Source organism: Natrinema altunense, from assembly GCF_000731985.1.
GTDB classification, from domain to species: Archaea; Halobacteriota; Halobacteria; order Halobacteriales; family Natrialbaceae; genus Natrinema; species Natrinema altunense.
Genome location: NZ_JNCS01000003.1, coordinates 364,980 through 385,277, shown reverse-complemented (window position 1 = coordinate 385,277; position 20,298 = coordinate 364,980). Strand labels below are relative to the sequence as shown.

Annotated in this window: 20 protein-coding genes and 2 pseudogenes; 7 read left to right on the top strand and 15 right to left on the bottom strand. The window is 64.7% G+C overall.

Translation table 11 applies throughout. The annotated features are described in order from the left end of the window. Nucleotides 1-82: 82 nt before the first annotated feature. The 6 genes and pseudogenes from ALTAJ2_RS19885 to ALTAJ2_RS08695 all read right to left on the bottom strand — a co-directional run. Nucleotides 83-343, bottom strand: a pseudogene (locus ALTAJ2_RS19885) (helix-turn-helix transcriptional regulator); the annotation flags it as partial. A gap of 29 nt (nt 344-372) precedes the next feature. Beyond that, complete coding sequence (locus tag ALTAJ2_RS20435) at nt 373-807, bottom strand: hypothetical protein (protein ID WP_007108991.1); 435 nt, start codon at nt 805-807, stop codon at nt 373-375. A gap of 8 nt (nt 808-815) precedes the next feature. Beyond that, on the bottom strand, nt 816-1,349 hold the full coding sequence (locus ALTAJ2_RS08710) for a DUF7342 family protein (RefSeq protein WP_007108992.1): 534 nt from the start codon (nt 1,347-1,349) through the stop codon (nt 816-818). Between the two features lie 374 nt (nt 1,350-1,723). Then, entirely contained in the window at nt 1,724-2,494 is a 771-nt protein-coding gene (locus ALTAJ2_RS08705) for an Imm49 family immunity protein (RefSeq protein WP_049900147.1), read from the bottom strand. A 184-nt stretch (nt 2,495-2,678) separates the two neighbouring features. Beyond that, nucleotides 2,679-2,969 (bottom strand): annotated as a pseudogene (locus ALTAJ2_RS08700) (IS5/IS1182 family transposase); the annotation flags it as partial. Nucleotides 2,970-3,072: 103 nt separating this feature from the next. After that, nucleotides 3,073-3,429, bottom strand: coding sequence for a hypothetical protein (locus ALTAJ2_RS08695; RefSeq protein WP_007108995.1), 357 nt, complete (start codon nt 3,427-3,429; stop codon nt 3,073-3,075). A gap of 118 nt (nt 3,430-3,547) precedes the next feature. On the opposite strand from ALTAJ2_RS08695, the gene ALTAJ2_RS08690 reads away from it, so the two are divergent. Both ALTAJ2_RS08690 and ALTAJ2_RS08685 read left to right on the top strand, forming a co-directional pair. Next, the gene (locus tag ALTAJ2_RS08690; protein ID WP_007108996.1) at nt 3,548-4,669 is read left to right on the top strand and encodes a tRNA (guanine(26)-N(2))-dimethyltransferase; all 1,122 of its coding nucleotides are present in this window, start codon (nt 3,548-3,550) and stop codon (nt 4,667-4,669) included. Between the two features lie 268 nt (nt 4,670-4,937). Further along, nucleotides 4,938-6,236, top strand: coding sequence for a YihY/virulence factor BrkB family protein (locus ALTAJ2_RS08685; protein WP_394295507.1), 1,299 nt, complete (start codon nt 4,938-4,940; stop codon nt 6,234-6,236). 53 nt (nt 6,237-6,289) lie between these two features. Here ALTAJ2_RS08685 and ALTAJ2_RS08680 read toward each other — a convergent pair whose 3' ends face one another. Beyond that, on the bottom strand, nt 6,290-7,081 hold the full coding sequence (locus ALTAJ2_RS08680) for an alpha/beta fold hydrolase (protein WP_007108998.1): 792 nt from the start codon (nt 7,079-7,081) through the stop codon (nt 6,290-6,292). A gap of 182 nt (nt 7,082-7,263) precedes the next feature. Then, complete coding sequence (gene dcd, locus ALTAJ2_RS08675) at nt 7,264-7,866, bottom strand: dCTP deaminase (RefSeq protein WP_007108999.1); 603 nt, start codon at nt 7,864-7,866, stop codon at nt 7,264-7,266. Between the two features lie 218 nt (nt 7,867-8,084). Between dcd and ALTAJ2_RS08670 the strand changes: the two genes are divergently transcribed. Next, entirely contained in the window at nt 8,085-8,900 is an 816-nt protein-coding gene (locus ALTAJ2_RS08670; RefSeq protein ID WP_007109000.1) for a hypothetical protein, read from the top strand. A gap of 58 nt (nt 8,901-8,958) precedes the next feature. Beyond that, complete coding sequence (gene pth2 / locus ALTAJ2_RS08665; RefSeq protein WP_007109001.1) at nt 8,959-9,297, top strand: peptidyl-tRNA hydrolase Pth2; 339 nt, start codon at nt 8,959-8,961, stop codon at nt 9,295-9,297. 71 nt (nt 9,298-9,368) lie between these two features. Here the strand turns inward: pth2 and ALTAJ2_RS08660 are convergent, their stop codons facing one another. Next, nucleotides 9,369-10,349 carry a DMT family transporter gene (locus ALTAJ2_RS08660; protein WP_007109002.1) on the bottom strand — a complete coding sequence of 327 codons (981 nt, stop codon included), beginning with the start codon at nt 10,347-10,349 and terminating at the stop codon, nt 9,369-9,371. Between the two features lie 237 nt (nt 10,350-10,586). On the opposite strand from ALTAJ2_RS08660, the gene ALTAJ2_RS08655 reads away from it, so the two are divergent. Further along, nucleotides 10,587-11,381: a helix-turn-helix transcriptional regulator gene (locus ALTAJ2_RS08655; protein ID WP_007109003.1), complete on the top strand. Its 795-nt coding sequence runs from the start codon at nt 10,587-10,589 to the stop codon at nt 11,379-11,381. A gap of 30 nt (nt 11,382-11,411) precedes the next feature. Here the strand turns inward: ALTAJ2_RS08655 and ALTAJ2_RS08650 are convergent, their stop codons facing one another. After that, nucleotides 11,412-13,085 carry a spermidine synthase gene (locus ALTAJ2_RS08650; RefSeq protein WP_007109004.1) on the bottom strand — a complete coding sequence of 558 codons (1,674 nt, stop codon included), beginning with the start codon at nt 13,083-13,085 and terminating at the stop codon, nt 11,412-11,414. 235 nt (nt 13,086-13,320) lie between these two features. Here ALTAJ2_RS08650 and ALTAJ2_RS08645 point away from each other — a divergent pair, with 235 nt between their 5' ends. After that, on the top strand, nt 13,321-15,279 hold the full coding sequence (locus ALTAJ2_RS08645; RefSeq protein ID WP_007109005.1) for a hypothetical protein: 1,959 nt from the start codon (nt 13,321-13,323) through the stop codon (nt 15,277-15,279). Between the two features lie 238 nt (nt 15,280-15,517). Here ALTAJ2_RS08645 and ALTAJ2_RS08640 read toward each other — a convergent pair whose 3' ends face one another. The 3 genes from ALTAJ2_RS08640 to ALTAJ2_RS08630 all read right to left on the bottom strand — a co-directional run bounded on the left by ALTAJ2_RS08640 (nt 15,518) and on the right by ALTAJ2_RS08630 (nt 18,162). Continuing rightward, complete coding sequence (locus tag ALTAJ2_RS08640; RefSeq protein WP_007109006.1) at nt 15,518-16,717, bottom strand: redox-regulated ATPase YchF; 1,200 nt, start codon at nt 16,715-16,717, stop codon at nt 15,518-15,520. Between the two features lie 162 nt (nt 16,718-16,879). Next, on the bottom strand, nt 16,880-17,866 hold the full coding sequence (locus ALTAJ2_RS08635; RefSeq protein WP_007109007.1) for an ArsA family ATPase: 987 nt from the start codon (nt 17,864-17,866) through the stop codon (nt 16,880-16,882). Next, complete coding sequence (locus ALTAJ2_RS08630) at nt 17,866-18,162, bottom strand: hypothetical protein (protein ID WP_007109008.1); 297 nt, start codon at nt 18,160-18,162, stop codon at nt 17,866-17,868. The genes ALTAJ2_RS08635 and ALTAJ2_RS08630 overlap by 1 nt, the downstream gene beginning before the upstream one ends. Nucleotides 18,163-18,235: 73 nt before the next feature. On the opposite strand from ALTAJ2_RS08630, the gene ALTAJ2_RS08625 reads away from it, so the two are divergent. Continuing rightward, nucleotides 18,236-19,483: a CobW family GTP-binding protein gene (locus tag ALTAJ2_RS08625; RefSeq protein WP_007109009.1), complete on the top strand. Its 1,248-nt coding sequence runs from the start codon at nt 18,236-18,238 to the stop codon at nt 19,481-19,483. On the opposite strand, the gene ALTAJ2_RS08620 is transcribed toward ALTAJ2_RS08625, so the two are convergent. Both ALTAJ2_RS08620 and ALTAJ2_RS08615 read right to left on the bottom strand, forming a co-directional pair. Beyond that, entirely contained in the window at nt 19,484-19,687 is a 204-nt protein-coding gene (locus ALTAJ2_RS08620) for a hypothetical protein (protein WP_007109010.1), read from the bottom strand. Nucleotides 19,688-19,865: 178 nt separating this feature from the next. Next, a complete protein-coding gene (locus tag ALTAJ2_RS08615) occupies nt 19,866-20,198 on the bottom strand; it encodes a hypothetical protein (protein WP_007109011.1) in 333 nt (110 codons plus the stop codon). Nucleotides 20,199-20,298 lie beyond the last annotated feature (100 nt).

Sequence of the window (20,298 nt, the reverse complement as noted above, 5' to 3'; positions counted from 1 at the left end):
CTTCCTGTTCGAGGGTCGCGCCGTGGATCCGCTCATCATCTGTATCGACGATCCCGTCTGGGTGGTTCGCATCCACCTTTGCTTGGACCTCTTGCTCGACTGTTGCCTCGAATTCGTGTTGACCACGCATTGTGATCGTGTAGTGGTTCGTTCGCTTGTCGGCCTCGCCTTTGTAGACGAGCCCTTTGTCGATGACCGTATCAAGATTCGGATACAGCCGCCCAGGGTGGATCTCGTTCTCGTAGTACTCCTCGAGTTCACCTTTGATCGAGGGGTCCTGAGGACCGTCCCGGCCGGTGATCACGTACGAGATGCCAACGCTGGAAGCGGATGAATCCACTATGGCGCAGAAAAACGGCCATCACTGATGGCTTACTCGTCCCACAACCTGGTAATTCGTTCTTCGATCTTGTCAAGGACGACCCGCAGTACATCCCGATGATCGCTTGGCCACGAACTGTCCTCACCGGGTGTCGGAGCAGTGGGCGGAGGATGAAAGTGGTCTCGCGTATTGTGAGGGTTCGGATGTCGGTCCCACCGGCACTCCCAGGCGTGATCAGGATGCACCTCTCGGTAATGGATTTTGAAATCGTCGTTCGTGTACCAGCGAACAGTGAGATTCGCCTCCTCTATGGTTTCAGGATAGTACGATGGTGCAAGTGTCACATAGAGTTCGAGATGTCCACTCGAATCCGTGATCGTCGCTCGAGCGGCCTGTGCCGTGGCTTGGAGGCGTGTCTGAAGAAACTCGAGCACTGGGCGGTCGATAGGCGCGGGGCTACGTCCATCTCCTGCAGGCGGCGTCATCGATGGGATTACCCGGATGCTTGGTCGGTCTCAGCGCCAGCACGTTGCTGACGGGCGCGTTCGTAGCGCTTGCGCTCATCTCGAGCGGTCGCCCAGTCGGCAAGGTCACTATACACATCGTCGATCGTCCGTTCGTCGCTCGTCTCTGCAGCATCGACGGCGTCGACGGCTGCCGGCGTTGTGGCATCGTACGTTTCTTCGTACTCTGTAATCCGTGTCGTGAGCGTGCGGACGTGCTCTTGGAGTTCGTCGATGGTGTGCTCGGCAGCAAGTTGGTTGATGCGCCGCCACTGGAAGTATGCATCATTGCGCTCGTAAGTCGTCGGATGGCCGTCGTGACGCGTGACGATCCCGAGGTCACTGAACCACCCCAGATATTTTCGGGCTGTCTTGGGGTCGCATTCGGCCTGCTCTGCGATAGCGCTCGCCGTTGCAGGCTCGCGGGTCTGAAGGATCGTCCCGTAAATACGCTGTTCAACATCATCGTCACGAAACGCGTCCTCAAAAGATGGGGGGCCATCTGGAGACTCTGTATTGGACATACTCGATCTTGCGCGGCTACCGATATAATTCTTACTTCGAGGAATAGTTTCCTGATTGGGTGAGTCCGAGTATCCGTATCACTTTTACAGTATTCTCCGTGATTTTTGCGACTTATTTTGAACGGCTCGTGAAGCTCATGACAAATACAGGGAGGAGTGATTAGTATCTGCCCGTCACAAATTGCAGAAAGTAGAAAACACGATACTACTGTCGTTCAGTATCAGTGATTTCTGCTCTATTGAAAATGCGGTACGGCAGTACGATCATAGCTTTGTAGCGGTCTTTTTGATGTTGTGGAGAGCGAGATACTCCAAGAGAGGCTCGCTACCGCTACACAACCGAAGACTGAGGCCTAACTAAAGACCAATGCTCGTTATCTTCCGTTCCCTACTGGATAATGTTCGTCGTCGTTCAGCGCGTCGGGAATGAGCTCGTCCTCGACAGTGATGGCCATGCCCTCGCGGCGCGCGAGTGCGAGCATCGCTGTCGCGTCGAGGGCGACGGCTTTCTGGACGGCGTCGGCGTCTCGGGCGCTGGCCACGTGGTCCCGATGGAACTTGAGAAGTCGTTCAATGCCGGCTTTGACCTCGGAGACATCGGTACTGTTGAGTCCTCGGAGGACCCTGACGTAGGGTAGATACCGCGCGACAGCCCACGGTTTGTCCTGCTCTTTCACGGCATTTTCGAGCGCCGTCGCGTGTTCCTCGACCGTTCCGGTGTCAAGGAGATAACTACTCAGAGCGCGGGCCAGATCGATGCGGTGGGCCAGAGACCGGTTTTCGAGGTCGTCGATGAATGCTGCCGTAGCACGCTCGTTGACTTCTGCTGCAACTTCTTCTACGGTTGATTTCCCCAAAACCGCATTATAAATCCCATCGATACACTCGTTCCAGGGCCCCATCTGAGCGGATTGTCTTGGTTCTTTTTTATACGATCCGTTCCAACGGACATCGATGGTGTGAATCCACTCATCGGTGAGTGCATCGAACCATTCTTTCGATTGACCGACATCCTCCATCGCCAATAGGCCGATAGCGACAGTCTGCCCTTTGGTTGGACGAGTGATTATAGCTTCTTTAATACCGTCTTTTCCGTCGAGCAATTTTCCTCGCTCTTCATTGATGAAAGTTTGTATGTCTATCATTATCTCAGCTTATCCCGCGGAATACGTTTCCTATTTTCACCAATATTGAGTGCTCTGACGGCCTCAGCCGGTGTGACATCCCACGCGACGGCTGTGTTGAATCGCCATACGGCGTTGTTTCACTGTTTGACGGTCTGCTTGATGTTATAAACGACACACATCAAGGCGATTTCACGGAACTCTTGACTCGACAGACGCTCATACTGATCCGGTCGAAGGGCTTACACAACGTGGACGGAGAGGGAAGATCGGCCGCGCTGAGGCCGATCTCCCCGGCTATTTGTGGCATCTCCTTCAGCAGGTCAATCGTCATTCGGTAGGACGTATCGAGGTAAATCCGCAGACAGTGCAGGGAAACAAGAGCATAGTCGGCGAATCCGCCGCTACCTTCCGGGGCGGCGGATTCGTCTCCATCGTCAGTACCGTTTTGAGCGACCGGCACAACTTTCCCAATGAAGCGGGGGATTTGCGTCATAGACACTCGCAGCCTCCCGCTTCAACTCCTTTGATTTAGCGACCTATCCCGACGCTGTCTAGTGATTCAACACAGCCGAAGGAACCGAACCGATCGCTGGGCACTACAGCAGTTCGCGCACGTCGGAGTACCACATGTCGTGGTAGTCGACGTGCCCGACCCGGCGAGCGATCGCGACGGCCAGCGAGTGCCAGCAGCGCTCGGTCGGGTCGTCGGCATCCAGGTTGTACTCGCTGTCCTTGCAGGTACAGCCGCCGTCCTCGACGATATACTCGTCATCGTAGCCGACGACGATCGTAAAATCACGATAGGACTTCACGCGGTTTTCGCCGACCGCTTCGATGGCCCGAACCCCGCGGTCACCGTGGACATCCGTGATCCGGCCGACGATCTCGGGCGTGAGTTCGCCGGCTTCCTCGAGAGTTGCTTGCCATCGCTCGACGGGGTTGGCCTCCGACACAACTGAAACTGTGCATCGGACTGTAAAATCGGTTTGGTTGTCCATCGACCTCCGCGCGAGTCGACCGTCGGCCGCTCGAGACCACACCGTTTTTCGCCCGGTACCGACGAGACGAGGTATGCGCGTCACAGAGGGCGGGATCGAACTCGAGGTCCCCGGCGAACAGACGGAGGGCATCGAGGAGGCGGTCTTCTACAACCCGCGACAGGAACTGAACCGGGATCTGACGATCGCGACGCTGCGGGCCTACCGCGAACGTGAAGAGCGGGCCACGTCGTATCTGGACGCGATGACTGCAAGCGGCGTCCGCGGGGTCCGTGCCGCTGCCGACGGCTGGGACGTCACCTGCTGTGACGTCGACGAGGCGGCGGTCGACCTCGCGCGGGCGAACCTCGAGCGAAACGATCTGGCGGCCGACGCGTCGGTCGAACACCGCAACGTCACTGCCCTCATGCACGACGAGCCGTTCGACGTGATCGATCTCGATCCCTACGGGACGCCGATGCCGTTCGCCGACGCCGCGTTCGCGAACTGCCGAGATCTGGTCTGTGTCACCGCGACCGACACCGCGCCGCTGTGCGGCGCGCACTTCAACAGCGGCGTCCGCTCATACTCCGCGGTGCCCCGCAACACGGATTACCACGCCGAGATGGGCGTGCGAATCCTCGTCTCGGCGCTCGCGCGCAGCGCGGCCCGGTTCGACGTCGGTATCGAGCCGATCCTCACCCACGCGACCAGCCACTACGTCCGGACGTACCTCGAGCTGACCCACAAGCCCACGGCGGCCGACGCAGCGATCGACGAGTTAGGCCACTGCTATCACTGTGAAGACTGCCTCTACCGCGAGGCCGATCCCGGACTGATCGCCGATCCGGTCGAGACGTGCCCCCACTGCGGCGGCAATCGGATGCTCACCGCCGGCCCCGTCTGGCTCGGCCCCGTGCAGGACCCGACGTTCATCGGCGCGGTTCGCGACGAAATCCCCTACACGTTCGACACTGCACCCGAGGCTCGAGAGCTCTGTGACACGCTCGCGGCGGAGCTCGACGAACCGACCCACTACGACCAGCACAAGCTCTGTCGGAACTGGGGGGTGCCGGCCAACGCGATGGACGAGTTCCTCGCGGACCTGCGTGCGGTCGGCTACGAGGCCTCGCGGGCCCACTACGGCGGGACGACGTTCAAGACGGACGCCAGCGTCGGCGAGATCCGCGCGGCGACCGAAGGAAACCTCGACTGATCGCGGTCAGTCTCCGTCGGCGGACGGGGCCCGTCCCGCCGTTCGGCCAGACCCCCCTGCAGTTTCGGCGTCGGTGTCGGGTCGATCCCCCACCAGTCCGTCGCGGTTCCCGGTCGCGATGGCCGGCGGTTCACCGATCGAAAGGGACGATTACGGGAGTTCGTTCGGACCGAGTCGGGGACGCCGTGCCGAGTCCCCCAGCGTAAGCCGCCGTTATGGGGCCTGTCCGACGGGATGACATATAGCGGCCCGCGTGGAAGCACCGCGCGTGCTCGACCCCAGACGGGGCGTGGCGGTAGCGGGAGCGGCGTTTCGGCTCGCTCGCAGCGAACAGCTAACGCTGCTCGCGGCGGGCGTCGCGTTCTACGGGTTCATCTCGCTCGTGCCGCTCATGCTGCTTGCACTCGGCATCGCCGCATCGATCGGCGGCGAAGCGCTCGCGGCCCGGCTCACGGCGGCGGCCAGCGACGTGCTCACGCCGGCGGCCCGGGAACTGCTCGCGGAGACGATCGTCGACGACACCGGTCGGCAGGGGGCGACCGTCGTCGGCATTCTCGGGCTCCTGTGGGGCTCGAGTCGGGTCCTTCGCGGTCTCGATCGGGCCTTCTCGCGGGTGTACGGCACTGCGGGCGAGAAGTCACTGCTCGACACCGTCTGGGACGCGATGATCGTGTTCATCGGTATCTCGCTGGGACTCGTGATCGTCGGGCTCCTCGAGGTCGCGATCCGGTTCCTTCCCGGATACGGCCTTTCGGTCGTCGGACAGCTGTTCGTCGTGCTCGGCCTGGTCGCGACGTTTCTGCCGCTGTACGTCGTCTTTCCGGGTGCAAACGTCGGGCTCCGCGAAGCCGCCCCCGGAACGATCGTTGCCGCCATCGGCTGGTACGCACTGAGCCGCAGTTTCTGGCTGTATACCGACCTCGTCACCGGGTATGCGGTCTACGGCGCGCTCGGGGCCGTCTTTCTCGTGCTCGTCTGGCTGTACGTCGGCGCGATCATCCTCGTCTTCGGTGCCGTTCTCAATGCGGTCCTCGTCACCCGTGAAGTGGATCGGCAGCTACAAAGTCCCGGACACCGACAGATTTCGACAGAAGCGATGACCGACGACGCTACGGGGGCCGACGAGGGAGCCACGGAGGACCGCGAGAGCGACCGTGCGACCGCGAGGAGCGCCAGTGCCCGGACGCGCGATCGCGCGAGCGACGCCGCGGCCCTCCGCGAGGAGATCGAGCGACTGCGCGACCGCGTGGACGCCTTCGAAGACGATGTCGAGGACCGGACCGTTCGAAGAGAGTCGCTCGAGGGCGACCTCAAACGCTACGTGCGCCGACGGGTCCGCCGTGGCCACGCCCGCGACTGGGGGCCGTATCTCGTCTTGCTGTACGGGACGGCGATGTCGATCGCGGCGTTCTACTTCCTGAAGGGCGGCTGGGCGATCCTCGCGCTACTGGTCGTCTGGACGTCGACGCTCGGCGTCTACGTCCTGATGGTTCTGTTCGGGTTCGGCCTCTCCCTGCTGGGGATTCCCGGCCGGCTCCGAAACCTGGTCGGAGAGCGACGCTCCTGAGACGGCCCGCCCTCGAGTCGGTCCCGATCCGAACGGTCCCGGCGAACCGCGTACTATTGTGCGGGGACGGTCCGTTGGACGAACCGGCGAACCCGGTCCGTGTACGTCGCCGGCCGATGGAGGTTGCAGATGTGGCCGGCGTCGGCAAGTACTTCGATGCGGCCGTCCCGTGCGGCCTCGGCGTGGGCCCGCTCGCCGCGACGCATGAGAGTGTCGTTTTCCCCGTTGAGGAGCAGCGTCGAGCCGGGATAGCTCGAGAGTTTCGCCCGAAAGTCCTCGCCCGCGATGGCCGGTGCCGCGTCGCCGAACTGCGTGAGGTAGAACCCCGAATCGATGAGTTCCCGTTCGATGTCCGGCGGGAGTTCCCGGCTGCGTACCCAGCGAGCCGCGAGCCTCTCGCCGGCGCGTTTCCCGAGGGTCGGCTTGGTCAGGAGCCGCGCCAGCCCGCCGCTCAGTCGCGTGCCGAGTCGAAGCGTGTGCACCGGGTTCGCACTGCTCCCCGACAGCACCAGCGCGTCGACCTGCCCGGGATGGCGGTAGGCATACTCCGTCGCGACGTAGCCGCCCAGCGAGAGTCCGACGAGGACCGCCGCGCCGTCGACGTCCGTTTCGAAAACCGACTCGAGGACATCGATCGCCGGCTCCATTCGGAACGGCTTCCCGGCGCGGGTGCCGTGGCCCGGTAAGTCGGGGGCGACGGTGTGATACTCCGCGGCGAGCCCCCGTGTTTGGGGCAGCCACAGTTTCCGGGTCATCATCGCGCCGTGGACGAACACGATCGACTGGGCGTCCGCTTGGCCGGCGATATCGGTACCCTCGTCGCCGGTCTCGCCTGGCAAGTTCATAGCCGTTGAACGTCTCACGAGCACGGCCTTAGTAGCCTACCCGGCCAGTCACAGCGACGGACCGCTACGCCAGACTTCGAGCGTGTCGCTGTCGAGCGGCGGCTCGTGCTGGGGAACTCTCGTCGGTTCCGGTTTCGATGCCGTCCCTCTGCAACCGTGTCGACGGCCGCTCGTCGGTGGCGTCAGTCCTCGCGCTCGAGTTGGTCGCCGCCGAACTCGTCGTCGCTCTCGATGCGGGAGGCCTGTGGACCGCTCTGATCCTGGTACTTCGACCCGCGCTCGCTGCCGTAGGGCCGTTCGGCCGCAGTCTTGAGTTCGGTGAAGGTGAGCTGCGAGATGCGCATGCCGGGCGTGAGCGCGACCGGTGCGGAACCGAGGTTCGACAGCTCGAGGGTGATCTGGCCCCGATAGCCGGGGTCACAGAGGCCGGCCGTCGCGTGGACGACGACGGCGAGCCGGCCCAGCGAGGAGCGACCCTCGACGTGGGCGATCAGGTCCGCCGGGATCTCGACGCGCTCGTGGGTGGTTCCGAGCACGAAGTCGCCGGGATGGAGGATGAAATCGTCGTCCTCGTCGACGACGGTTTCGGTGACGTACTCGTCGACCTCCCGTTCGGAGTTGGGATGGATACAGGGGATGTTCGTCCGCTGAAACTCGAGGAATTCTCGGCCCAGTCGGAGGTCGACGCTCGCGGGCTGGATCTGTAGCTCCGGGTCGTCGAGGGGCTCGACGACGAGGTCGCCGGCTTCGAGGCGCTCGAGGATGTCCGCATCGGAGAGGATCATACCGAGTAGGAGCGAGCACGGGGTCCTAAATTCCTCGGTCCGCGTTCGGACGGCGCGGCGAGCAGTCGGAACCCGCCCGCTCGCGGGACGTCGGTGGGGCCGGCGGTGTCACGGCGGGTCGCGTCCGCTCGGGCGACGCTGGAACCGGATATTATCGATTCGAAATGTTCTCTCGGACGGCCTAATCCGTTATACGGCTGCATCGCCAAGCCGACCGCATGGACGGGACGCAGGACCGATTTAACGGGAACACGCGGGTTCTGCACCAGCGCGCCGTCAGAATCCCGCTTCCCGACCGGGAAGCCGAGCGGGTCTTCCACGAGAACATGATGAACGTGGCGGTCGCCCGGGAGCGAAAAGCGGACCTGCTCGCTGATCCGGCCGTGTCCGTGCTGGACGCGTACGAAGTCCAGTTCGATCACATCGCCGAGAGTTTCGAGCGGCGGCTCCGACGGACCGTCGGTGACGACTACGAGGAGGTCGCGATGGCGTACAACCGCGGTGAACGGGACGATCAGATCGGTGCGCTCGCCGCGTACTATTTCGAGGGTGCCTGGCGAGCCCAACAGCAAGCGACCATTACGGACATGTTGTACGCCCCGCTGATTCTCCGCTATCCCGACAGTTTCACCACGAACATCCGGTTTGCCAGCGGCTACACGACGACGGAGTCGGTCCGCTACGAATCGCCGGCCCACTGTTCGGAAGAACTCGACGACGAGCATACCGAAACTTACTACGAAGAGAGCCTCTACTCCCAGCAGCAGGCGGCGGACTACCTCAGGGAAAGCGCCGCGATCATCCGCGAGGAGTTCCCCGACCCCGACGACACGTCGTTCGAGGAGCGCAAGTACGGCGGCATCGTCTCGGCGAGCGGCCGACGCGGCTCGGTCTTCTCGGCGATGCTCGAGCGGGTCGAGCCGGACCCCGATCGGTTTGCCGAGTCCATCAGCGAGCCGACCCTCGTCGAAGCGGGCCCGGAGGCGCGACGGACGGAACGGACGTTCCGCCTCGAGAGCGACGTCATCCACTAATGGGACCGAGCGCGGCCGTATAGGTACGGCTAAAGGGTTCCCCGTTCTCGTCCCGGTCATGAAACAGGCCATCGTCGCCCGCACTGACATCGGCATGGGACAGGGAAAGCTCGCCGCACAGGTCGCCCACGCGTCGCTGTCCGCCTACGAAAAGGCCGATAGCCAACGACAGCGCCAGTGGAAGCAAGGCGGCCAGAAGAAAGTCGTATTGCAAGGCGAGAGCGAACGCCAACTGCACGAACTCTCCGAAATCGCGGACCGCGACGGGATACCGAACGCGATCATTCGCGACGCGGGCCACACCCAACTCGAGCCCGGGACCGTCACCGCGCTGGCCGTCGGGCCGGCTGGGGACGACCACGTCGACAGCGTGACCGGCGAACTGTCGCTCTTCTAATCGGGACGGGACGGTCCTCGGGCGGAACGGCACCGAGGCAGGGACGAGACCCACGAACGGAACGGGACGCGTTAGTCCGAGCGGTAGCCCCGCGGTTCCTCCCTGACCGGCGACTCCTCGTCGGGCAGGGGCGCGTCGGTGACGATACCGGGGGACAGCGAGCGGATGTCGATCGATTTGCTCCCGAGCACCGCGAAGCCGGCGAAGATCGTCAGGAAGCCGGCGACCGCCAGCGCGTCGATCGTCTCGCCGAGCAGTGCCCAGCCGCCGAGCGTCGACACGACGGGCACGACGTAGAAGATCAGGTTCGCGCGGATCGCACCGGCCGCGTCGATGAGTCCGAAGTAGGCGATGTACGCGAGCACGCCCGCGAAGATGCTGACGTAGCCGAGCGCCAGGACCGCTTCGGTGGTCCACGTGATCGCGGTCGCCGACTCGCCGCCGGACCAGGCCAACAGGTGACACAGCGCCGCGGCGAAGGGGAGTCCCCAGGCGACGCGGACCGTACTCGAGAGGTCGCTGTCGGCCCGGCGGATCAGCACGGCCCCGAGCGCGGCGGCGAGCGCGCCGACGAACAGGATGCCCTTGCCGACGGCACCGCCGAGCAGGTTCGCGGGATCGGGGCTGACGACGAGGCCGACGCCGAGCAGGCCGAGTCCCATGCCGGCCGCGCCACGCGGGGAGAGGCGCTCGTCGGAGAGCAAGAGCGCGGCGAATATCGGCGTCATGATGGGGTTGAGGCTGTACATGATCGAGGCGACGGCGCTGGTGACGTACTGCTGGCCGACGAACAGCAGGGCGTTCGTCAACCCGATGGCGAGCACGCCGGTCGCGAGGACGGCCCCGATGTCGCCGCGCGTCCGCGGGAACAACTCCGAGCGGGACGTCGTCAGACCGACGTACGCCAGCATGACGACGGCCGCGACGTCGAACCGGAGAGCGACGAACAGCAGCGGCGGGAAGTACGCGAGGCCGGCCTTCGCTGCGACGAACGTGCCGCCGAAGAACAGACTCGAGAGGGCGAAGAAAAGGGCGGTGCGGCGAGCGACCACTACGCCGTCACCCCCGTCGGAACCGTCCGCGTCGAGCCGATCACGGCCGACGCGTGGATAGCGAAAATCATCGTACTCTCCCCTACGAGCGCCGGGGTTATAGTTTCGTTCAGAAAATATTTCACGGGAAGAAACCGAAGCAACGCGGGAAAGAGTTAGCGCACGCGACAGCGTTGCAGACTCTGCAATAGTTTCACGGTACGAAACTCGTTTATCACTGGGGACACGAGCGGGCGTATGGAATCTGCGCTCGAGGAGATCGAGTTCCTCGCGCTCTCGTCGAACCGCGTCGAGGTGCTGGGGCTGCTCGCGGCGGGGCGCTGTACGCGCACCGAGTTGGCGGACGCGACCGGGGCTTCGCAGGCGACCCTGGGACGGATCCTGAGTGACTTCGAGGATCGTTCGTGGATCAGACACGACGGCAGCGAGTACGTCGCGACCGCGACCGGCCGGCTCGTCGCCGAGGGGTTTACCGATCTCCAAGAGATCCTCGAGACCGAGGCCAAACTCCGCGGGATCGTGGACTACCTGCCCACGCACGCGATGGACTTCGATCTCCGCCGGCTCTCGGACGCGACGATCACGGTCCCGAGCGCGACGCGCCCGAACGCGCCGCTCGGACGGCTGCTCGGCTTCCTCCGGGAGGCCGACGAAGTCCGTGCGTTCTCCCACACGTTCAACGAGCAGGCGCTGCGGGTCGTCCGGGAGCGCGTCACCGCCGGCGACCAGCGATTCACGGGCGTCTTCGGCCGGAGCGCGATCGAAGCACTCGCCGACGAATCGGAGCTCCGACGGCAACTCGAGGCGCTGCTCGCCGCCGGGGACGCCGAGATCAGGGTCCGCGAAGAGGGCGTCCCGATCGCGATCATGATCGTCGACGGCGTCGTCTATCTCCTCTTGCGCGACGGGAACGGGGTCCTACGGGCCTCCGTCGACACCGACGACGACGCGGTGCGGGCGTGGGCCGAGGACTCGCTGGATCACTACTGGCGGACGGCGACGCCACTCGAGCCCGGGACGCTCTCCGAGTGAGCAGCGAGCGGCGGAACACCGCTCGAGGCGCTACGCGGGGGCGGACCCGAGCGGCCCCGAGCCGGGGACGCTCGACTCGAAGTCGAGGGTCGGCGCGGGCCGCGCGCGGTCGTAGCGTTCCGAGCCGACTGCGATCGACGCGGGTTCCGGCTTCGTCTCCTCCTCTCCGGTCCGTTCGATGACGTACTCCTGCCCGACCGTCGACGCCTGCAGGTTCTCGACGGGCGCGTGGTCCTCGGTCAGCACCGGCACGTCGTCGGTCTCGGGCGGGTCCAGTGACGCGTCGATCTCGGTACGCAGGTCGAGTCCGAGGTCCCGGCGCTCGTTTCGCTCGGCGAGGTCGGCCTCGGTGAAGTCGGTGTCCGCTTTCGTCGCGACCACCTCGATGTTCTGTACCGACCCCCAGTCCGAGGTGCGGTAGCTGTACGTCGAGGCGAAGGCTTCGTCGATCGTCTTGTACTGCGCGCGATAGAAGTCCGAGCCGGCACCGCTGGGCGCGGAGATGATGTTCGCGAGGAACACCCCATCGTCGGTCAGCCGATCCGCGGCCAGTTCCATGAATCCGAGTTGGGTCAGGTGAACCGGGACCTGGTCCTTCTGGTAGGCGTCCAGCACGATCACGTCGTAGTTCTTGTCGGTCTCTCGGAGGAACTGCCGGCCGTCTTTCGTGTGTACCGTCATGTTCTCGCTCTCCTCGAGGCGGAAGTAGTCCTTGGCGGCCTGCGAGACCTCGGGGTCGAGTTCGGCGACGTCGACGTCGACGTCGTACGTCCGTTCGTAGTCCTTCGGGCCGGTGTACCCGCCCCCGCCGATGAACAGGACGTTCTCGACTTCGTCGGGGTCGTCGACCATCAACATGGGGATGTGGAAGTACCGCGTATACTCGAAGACGTGTCGGTCGGGGTCGCCGAGATCCATCGCGCTGTGGCGCGCACCGTCCAAGTACAGCGTCCGCTCGTCCCCGTTGTCGATGACCTCGAGTTCCTGATAGGCCGTCTGGGTCTGGTAGACGACGTCACCGCGGTGGTCGAACGCGACCGGGCCGATACCGGCCGCGACGACGAGCAGCAGTGCGATGGCGACGCTCGCCGCCGCCGGTGTCGGGGCGAGAGCGGGAAGCGTAAGCGCGAGTGCGGTGCCGACGAGGACGAAGCCGAACAGGAGGCCGATCGCGTCGATCCCGAGCGCCGGAATCAGGAAATACGTCGTCGCGCCCGCGCCGACGATGCTGCCGATCGTTCCGAGCGCGTAGACGTGGCCCGACGCCTCACCGGTGCCCTCCTTCGCGGAGAGTTCGGCCGCATACGGGCTGATAAATCCAAGCAGGTAGGTCGGCGGCCCGAAGAGGATGAGCACGGCGGGCAGCGAGGCGTACCGGGCCGGCAACGGCAGTGCGGACGCCGAGAGCAACAGTTGATCGCTCCCGTAGACGACGATCGCAACGTAGCCCGCGGTCCCCAGCATGAGCCAGCACATGCGTCGGTTCGACGCCTCTCCCGCCCGTTTGCCGCCCTGCCAGTAGCCGAGGCTCAACGCGGTGAGGAAGACGGTGATGATGCTGCCCCAGGTGTAGATGCTGCTCCCGAACTGGGGGGCGATGATCCGGCCCGCGAGAATCTCCAGCCCCATACTCGTGACGCCGGACACGAACACCGCGATATCGGGCTTGGTCGGCCGGTAGGCGGAGGGCTGCCGCACACTCATTATCGGACAGTAGTGAGCCGCCGCCGAGAACCTGTCGCCTCACTTCGTCGTCACCGCGACTCGCGTCGCCTTCTTCGCTGCGCCGTCAAGCTACCGGTGAGTCGTGAGCAGGATCGAGCCGAGATGCCGTCTTCAGGGACTCTCGTGGCGATTTTCTATCCAGCCGACGGGAGCAGTTACCGAAACAGAATGTGATGAAAACCTACTTGTACTGCTGGGAAGAAATCCGGATCGTATGCCACAGTGTCCCCGCCGTACCCTCCTCGGCAGCATCGGCACGACGATGACCGTCGCACTGGCAGGAAACGCCGTCAGCGCGACTGACGAACGGTCCACCAGCGACCCCGGCGAGCCGGCGTTCGACTCCCTCTTCGACTATTTCCCGGCCTCGGCCGGATCGGACTCGATGGCAGTTGTGACGAGGGATCTCGAGCAGCAGCGACAGGCCAACGAACCCTACGGGAACATGTCGACGGGCGGAGGGCTTGGGATCGACCCCGAGTCGATCTCGAAGCAGGCCTACGTCTACGCGACCGGCGACGATGAGTTCTCGATGCCGATCGTCGTCGTCGCCGGCGATTTCGAACTCGAGGACGACGGTGACATTCGCGAGACCGACGGCGGCGTCGAGTACGAGCGCCGCGAAGACAACGAGATGGTCGCCGCCGTCACCGAGACGGTCGTCGTCGCCGCCGAAGACGACGAGCGGATCGGCGAAGCGTTCGCGGCGAACGCGGGCGAGGCCAAGCGGCTGCTGGACGCCGAACCCCTGCTCGAGGAGGCGTTCGGCCTCTTCGACGGGGCGCATGCCGACTACACGGTCCAGATCGGCGAGGGGTATCAGTTCCCCGAACTCACCGACGAGACCGCTATCGAATACAAAGCCCGAGCAACGACCGTCCTCGATCCGGATACCCTCGAGGTGACCATCGGCGTCGCCTTCGAGGACGCCACGGAGGTCACCGATGAACTGGTCGATGCGCTCACGAGCGAGTTGAACTACATGGCACTCACCGGCGAGCCGACGGTCGAACGGGACGGGTCGCTCGTCACCATCACCGCCGAGCGCGATCTCGCTGCCGAACGGGAAGCCAACGACCACGAGAGCCCGGGCAGTCTCCGGCCCGAGGAGGACATCGATCTCGAGGACGACGAACTCGAGATCGAGATCGGACGCGGCGATCCGACCCCGGTCGAGGAGCTCACGTTCAAAGTGGACGACGAGGAGTACGACCGCGATATCTGGACCAACGGCCACAGTACCCTCGAAGAGGGAGATACGATCGTCATCGACATGGACGACGTCGAGCCGAACCTGTCGATCTCCCTCACCCACGACCACGCGGCCGGGAGCAGCACGAGCGGGACGTCGATCCTCGATCGGTTCGAGTTCGAGTTCGAGTACGACGTCGACGCCGGAACGCTCACCGTCGAGTACGCGGACGAGTTCCCGCTCGACGGCGGGCGAGTCTCCATCGCCGTCTACGACGACCGACCGTGGTTTCATGCCCCCGACGAGGAGATCGAGCCACGAACCACCGCTCAGCCGTGGTCCGGAACGATGCGTTCGGGCGACGGGACGACGCTCGAGGACATCCGCCCGGGTGACACCGTCCTCGTCTGCTGGGACGGAACGGCCGCCGACGACAGTATCGCACACTTCCGTGCCCGGCCGCCGGGGACCGTGACCTTCGACTACGACTTCGAGCGCAAGACGCTCTCGGCGACGCTCGAACTCGAGGGCGAACGCGAGCGCCCGGCCGACGCGTACGAACTGCTGATCGACGACGAGTCAGCCGAGACGCAGTGGGCCGACGAGGCGGACACCGTCTCTTCGGGGGCGACGATCGAAGTCGACGATGTCGAGGTCGGGGCGGATGTCACCGTCGTCTGGGGTGACGACGACGTCCGTGTCGGCGGAACGAATCCGCGACCGCGGATCGAACTCGAGTTCGACGAGGACCAGGGTGCGATCGAACACGTCGGCGGCGATTCGGTCTCCGCGTCGGAGCTTACCCTCCGGGTCATGACCGAAAACGGCTTCAATGAGATCGACCTCGGCGAAGAAATCGACGGTGAGTTCGAACAGGGCGATACCGTTTCCGTCGATGCCGACGCCGACGAGATCCGGCACGCGATGCTCTTGTACGACGGCATCAACGGTGGTTCAGTCGGTCACGTCATTCTATCGTAGGAGTAACGATTCCCGCGGTCATCCGTGAGCGATCCGCGCCGCGTACCACCGACCTCGCCGCGTCTGTTGTCGGGCGTCGCCGGACCGCAGCGGTAGCCGGGTCGGTCGTCGGAGGAGGTGCGTGACAGCTCCGCTGTCGTCCGTGGTCGCCCCGAACGGGGACGCGTACTGGCTCTGCCCCGGCAGGCCGGGCCGGCGACGTGCGGACGGTCCCGCAGGAGTCGCCAACTGCGGTCGGTCAGTTCGTCGTGATGATTTCGATCACGTCACGAGACGCGACCTCGTAGTCCTTGCCCAGTTGACGGTTCGTCCGGCAGTCGATCGCGTGGAGGAAGCCGTCGCCGATGTCGGAGTGGAGGCTGTAGGCGAAGTCCTCCGCGGTCGAGTTCGGCGGAATCAGGTAACAATCCGGCAGCACTTCGCCCTGTTCGTTCCCCAGTCCGTTCGCGCCGCCCGGGAACACGGGCGTGACGCCGAGGACGTCGAAAAGCGCCGTCTCGAGGGCCGCCTGGACGCCCGTTGCACCGAACTCCTCGAGGAAGTCCCGGATCTGCTCCAATCCCTGTTGCTGCTCACCGGAGACGTCTCCCGTGATCTCGAACTCCCCGTCGCCCGGCCGGTAGTCGACGACGCCGGCCTTGTCGGCCGACTTTAGGGCCTTCTCGGCGTGGGCGCTACAGGGAACGATCGTCAGGTGGTCGTAGTCGGGATCGTTGGTGATCGCCTCGAAGTTCGCCTTCGCTTCGGGCGTGTCCATCTTGTTCGCCGCGATCACCATCGGCTTGGTCTCCTTGCGGATCTCGCGGGCCAACTCGAGTTGGTCGTCCCCGTCCCATGCGTCGGGATCGAAGCCGACGCCGACGCGTCGAATGAGCCGTTTGATCTCGTCTTCGGTCGTCTTGAACGCGCTCATCTGCTCGGCGAGTTCCGCCTCGATGGCGTCGTCCTCGGTGGTGTAGCCGGTCTCGTAGCGCTCGATGCCCTTCTCCAAGACGCCCAGATACCACTGGTCGAGTTCCTCCTCGAGAAATGCGATATCGTCCCGCGGGTCGTGTCCCTCGGTGGGTTCGCCCTCGGCGTCCGTTTTCCCGGAGAAATCGACGACGTGGACGAGCACGTCGGTCTCGTTGAGATCGGAGAGGAACTGGTTGCCAAGCCCGTTGCCCTCGTGTGCGCCGGGAATCAGCCCGGCCACGTCGACGAGCTTCGTCGGGACGAAGCGGGTCCCGTGGTCGCAGTAGCCGACGTTCGGCGTGCATTCCTCGTCGAACTCGGGTGCCGCACAGTCGACGCGGACGTAGGCCTCGCCCACGCTGGGGTCGATCGTCGTGAACGGGTAGGCCCCCTCGGGAACGTCGTTCATCGTCGCTGCGTTGAAAAAGGAGGACTTGCCGACGGAGGGTTTGCCGACGAGCCCGATCCGGTAACTCGTACTCATTATCCGTCGGTGGCGCGGCCCGCCTAAACGGGTTTCTGTCCGCGGGCGAAGTGGTATGGGTGGGCGTGGCACGTCCGCGTGGCCGGCTCGAGCGAGCGTCGCAACTGGGAGTCAGTGCCACCTGATCGTCCGACAGGCATCGCGATCAGCGTGTCACTCGTTTCAGTGCCCACTAGAGACGTGCGTCGGCGGCTCGGCGGCCGTCTCGATGTCGAGTTCGTCGGCGACGTCGGCCAGGAGGTCGCCCGTGACTTCCGCACTCCGCCAGCCGATCTCGGCGACCAGCGGCGGGTCGAACTCCGAACGGATGGTCTCGAGACGGGCCGCTTCTGTCTCGACGCGGTCGCGGAGGTAGCGTGCGCCGCGGCCGTTCTCGTCGGGATCGGGCGACGGCGTGAGTTTGTTGGCGACGAGACCGCGGACCGCGAGGTCCTCCTCCCGAAGGGCAGTGATCGCCCGTTCGGTCTCGTTCAACGAGAGTTCGTCCGGGTTCAAGACGAGGAAGAAGGCGGCATCGTCGTGCAGCGCCGACCCGGCAAACTCGAAGAACTCCTTGCGGTCTTGCAGGCGCGCGAGGACGGGATCGCCCTCCATCACGCGGCGTGGTTCGGTGTTCCCGACGGCGGCCTTCTCGAAGAGGTCGATGCTCGTCCGTCGTTTGTGGATCAGTCGGTCGATCCAACCTTCCAGCAGGTCGGGGAGGCCGAGCAGCCGGAGCGTACTCCCCGTCGGCGAGGTGTCGAAGACGACGCGGTCGTACGGTTCCGCAGTCCGCATTACGTCGACGAACCGGTCGAACAGCGCCGATTCGTAGGCCCCGGGGGTTCCGTGTGCCATCTCGAGTTGGCGGTTGATCTCGTTGACCATCGATGCGGACACCTGCTCGGAGAGGTCCTGTCGGATCTCGTCTAAGTGGCGCGTTACCTCGTCTTCGGGATCGATCTCCACCGCGTCGAGTCCGTCGATCCCGTCGACCGATCGCGGGGAGTCGTCGAACGGCTGGTCGAACACGTCGGTGACGGAGTGGGCCGGGTCGGTCGAGACGACGAGGGTTCGCTGGCCGTCGCGCGCACAGCGGAGCGCGTACGCACACGAGACGGTCGTCTTGCCGACGCCACCTTTGCCGCCGAAGAAGACGAACGGTTCCATCAGAAGTGATACTGCTGCCCTTTCCGTTCGAGGTACGTGCCGCGGTCCCACAGCCGCCGCTCCCACGATTCGAACTCGTCCTCGAGGTAGGGGAGCAGTTCCGCGGTGTAGTAGGACACCGGCGACGGGATGCCGAACGCGTCCGGAAAACACGCCAGAACGAACGCGTCCTCGGCGTCTTCAGCTTCCTTCTCGATCTTCTCGTACGCCGGATGCGAGATCATGCCGTGATAGAGGCCCCGCAGCCACTCGTCGAGTCGCTCGCGAAACGCGTCGATCCGATCGGCCAGATCCATGGCAGTATCTGTGTATCGAACGGTAAAAACCCTCGTGGCTCGCTTTCAAGGCGCTCCGATCCCAGTACTCGGTATGGAGACGGATACGGACGGGGCGATCCCGGTGACGATCCTTTCGGGGAGCCTGGGTGCCGGCAAGACGACGCTGCTCAATCACCTGCTCTCGAGCGCCGACCGGACGCTGGCGGTGCTGGTCAACGACATGGGCGACGTCAACGTCGACGCCGAACTCGTCGCCGAGGGCTCGGACCTCGAGATCGATGACGGTGTCGCGGAACTCTCGAACGGCTGTATCTGCTGTGAACTGCAGGACGATCTCGAGACCGCCGTGGTCAGGCTGGCCCGGGATCGCTCGTTCGACCACCTCGTCGTCGAGTCGTCCGGCATCTCCGAGCCCGCACCCGTGGCCCGGCTGTTCACCACCGAGTCCCGCGTCGCGGCGCGCTACGACGTCGATACGCTCGTGACCGTCCTCGATACGCCCGCGTTCCTCGAGACCTTCGCGGGCGAGGACCGGCCGACGCGGCGAGGGGACGAGGCCGACCGGCCGCTCTCGGATCTGCTCGTCGAACAGGTCGAGGTTTCGAACCTCGTCTTGCTCAACAAGGCCGATCTGTGTTCCGACGCCGAACTCGAGACGGCCGATGACCTCGTCTCCGCGCTCCAGCCCGAGGCCGAGACGATTTCGACGACGTTCTCGGCGGTCGACCCCGACCGCCTGCTCGGTGCCGGCCTGTTCGGTTCCGGGCGCGTGATCGATCGACCGGGCTGGCGGCGAGCGCTCGAGGCGACCGCGGATCACGACCACGACGAGAGCGAGCACGCCGCTCACGACGGCCAGCGGGCCGAGACGGGGGAGCGCCACGATCATCACCACCCCGAGGACGTGTACGGCGTCTCGTCGTTCGTCTACCGATCCCGCCGGCCGTTCCACCCGGAACGGTTCGCATCCGTCCTCCGGACCCTGCCGCGATCGATCGTCCGCTCGAAGGGGACAGCCTGGCTCGCCGGCACCGAGATGCGGCTCTCGATCGCGCAGGCCGGGCCATCGGTCAGGGCGACCGCACAGGGGCCCTGGATCGCGAGCCTGCCCGAGGTCGAGCGCGACATGTACCGGTCGAACCGGCCCGACCTCGAGTGGCACGACGAGCACGGCGACCGACGGACGGAACTCGTGGTCATCGGCACCGACTACGATGAGGGAGCGCTCCGGGCGGCGCTCGAGGACGCACTCGTCACCGACGAGGAGTGGGAGACGGCGTTCGATGGCGGTCCCTTCCCCACGACGCAGGGTGCGGAAACCGTCGTTCGGGAGCCCTGATCAGCACGCGCAGTCCCGGCCCGTCGAGCGTTCGAAGCGCATCGCCACGCCGCAGTCCGGACAGACCGGCTCGCCCTCGAGATCGACGTCCCTGATCCGGACGGCGCAGTCGTCACACCAGTAGGCACCCGTGGAGCCGTCGTCGGGACGGCCGTTCGGCGAGGGCGACGCGAGGGCCGATTTCACCGATTCGATGAGACCCATAGTCGACGGTTCGCCGGGGACGGCAATAACAGTATGTGTCTGTGTGACATAGTTTCCCGACCGATGACGCGTGATGGGCGGGGAACCGTCTGTTACGGGACCGATCACCTATAGTAGCAACTGAAAGTCATTGCACACCTGATCGCACGACGGCGTTGCGATCAGTATGTAAATCGTTTCAGTTGCTACTATAGCCGACGACGAGCGGAATCGCGAGCGCGACGAGGAGCGCCGCGAGGATCGGTATGAGCTGAAACAGTCGTTCGGCGCGAACTGCGGCCGGCACGGTCCCGACGTGGTTCGGCCGACACGTCCATACCTGTCGATAGAACGCGACGACGGCGACGACGGTACACACCGCCGCGGAGAGCGCGATCGCGACCTCGAGGGGGAGTCCCAGCGCCTGCCCGTACAGCGGCCCGAACGACAGGAGAAACATGAACGCGAGCCCGACGACCACGACAAACGGTACGGGGTCGATCCGCACGCCGTGACGGTTTCGGAGGTACATACGACCCCTTCCCCGCCGAACGACAAAGAACGACACCGTGTGCCGTCACGGTCGTCCGCGTTTCCCGGCCCCATCGGTGGGCGTGCCGGGTAGAGACAGC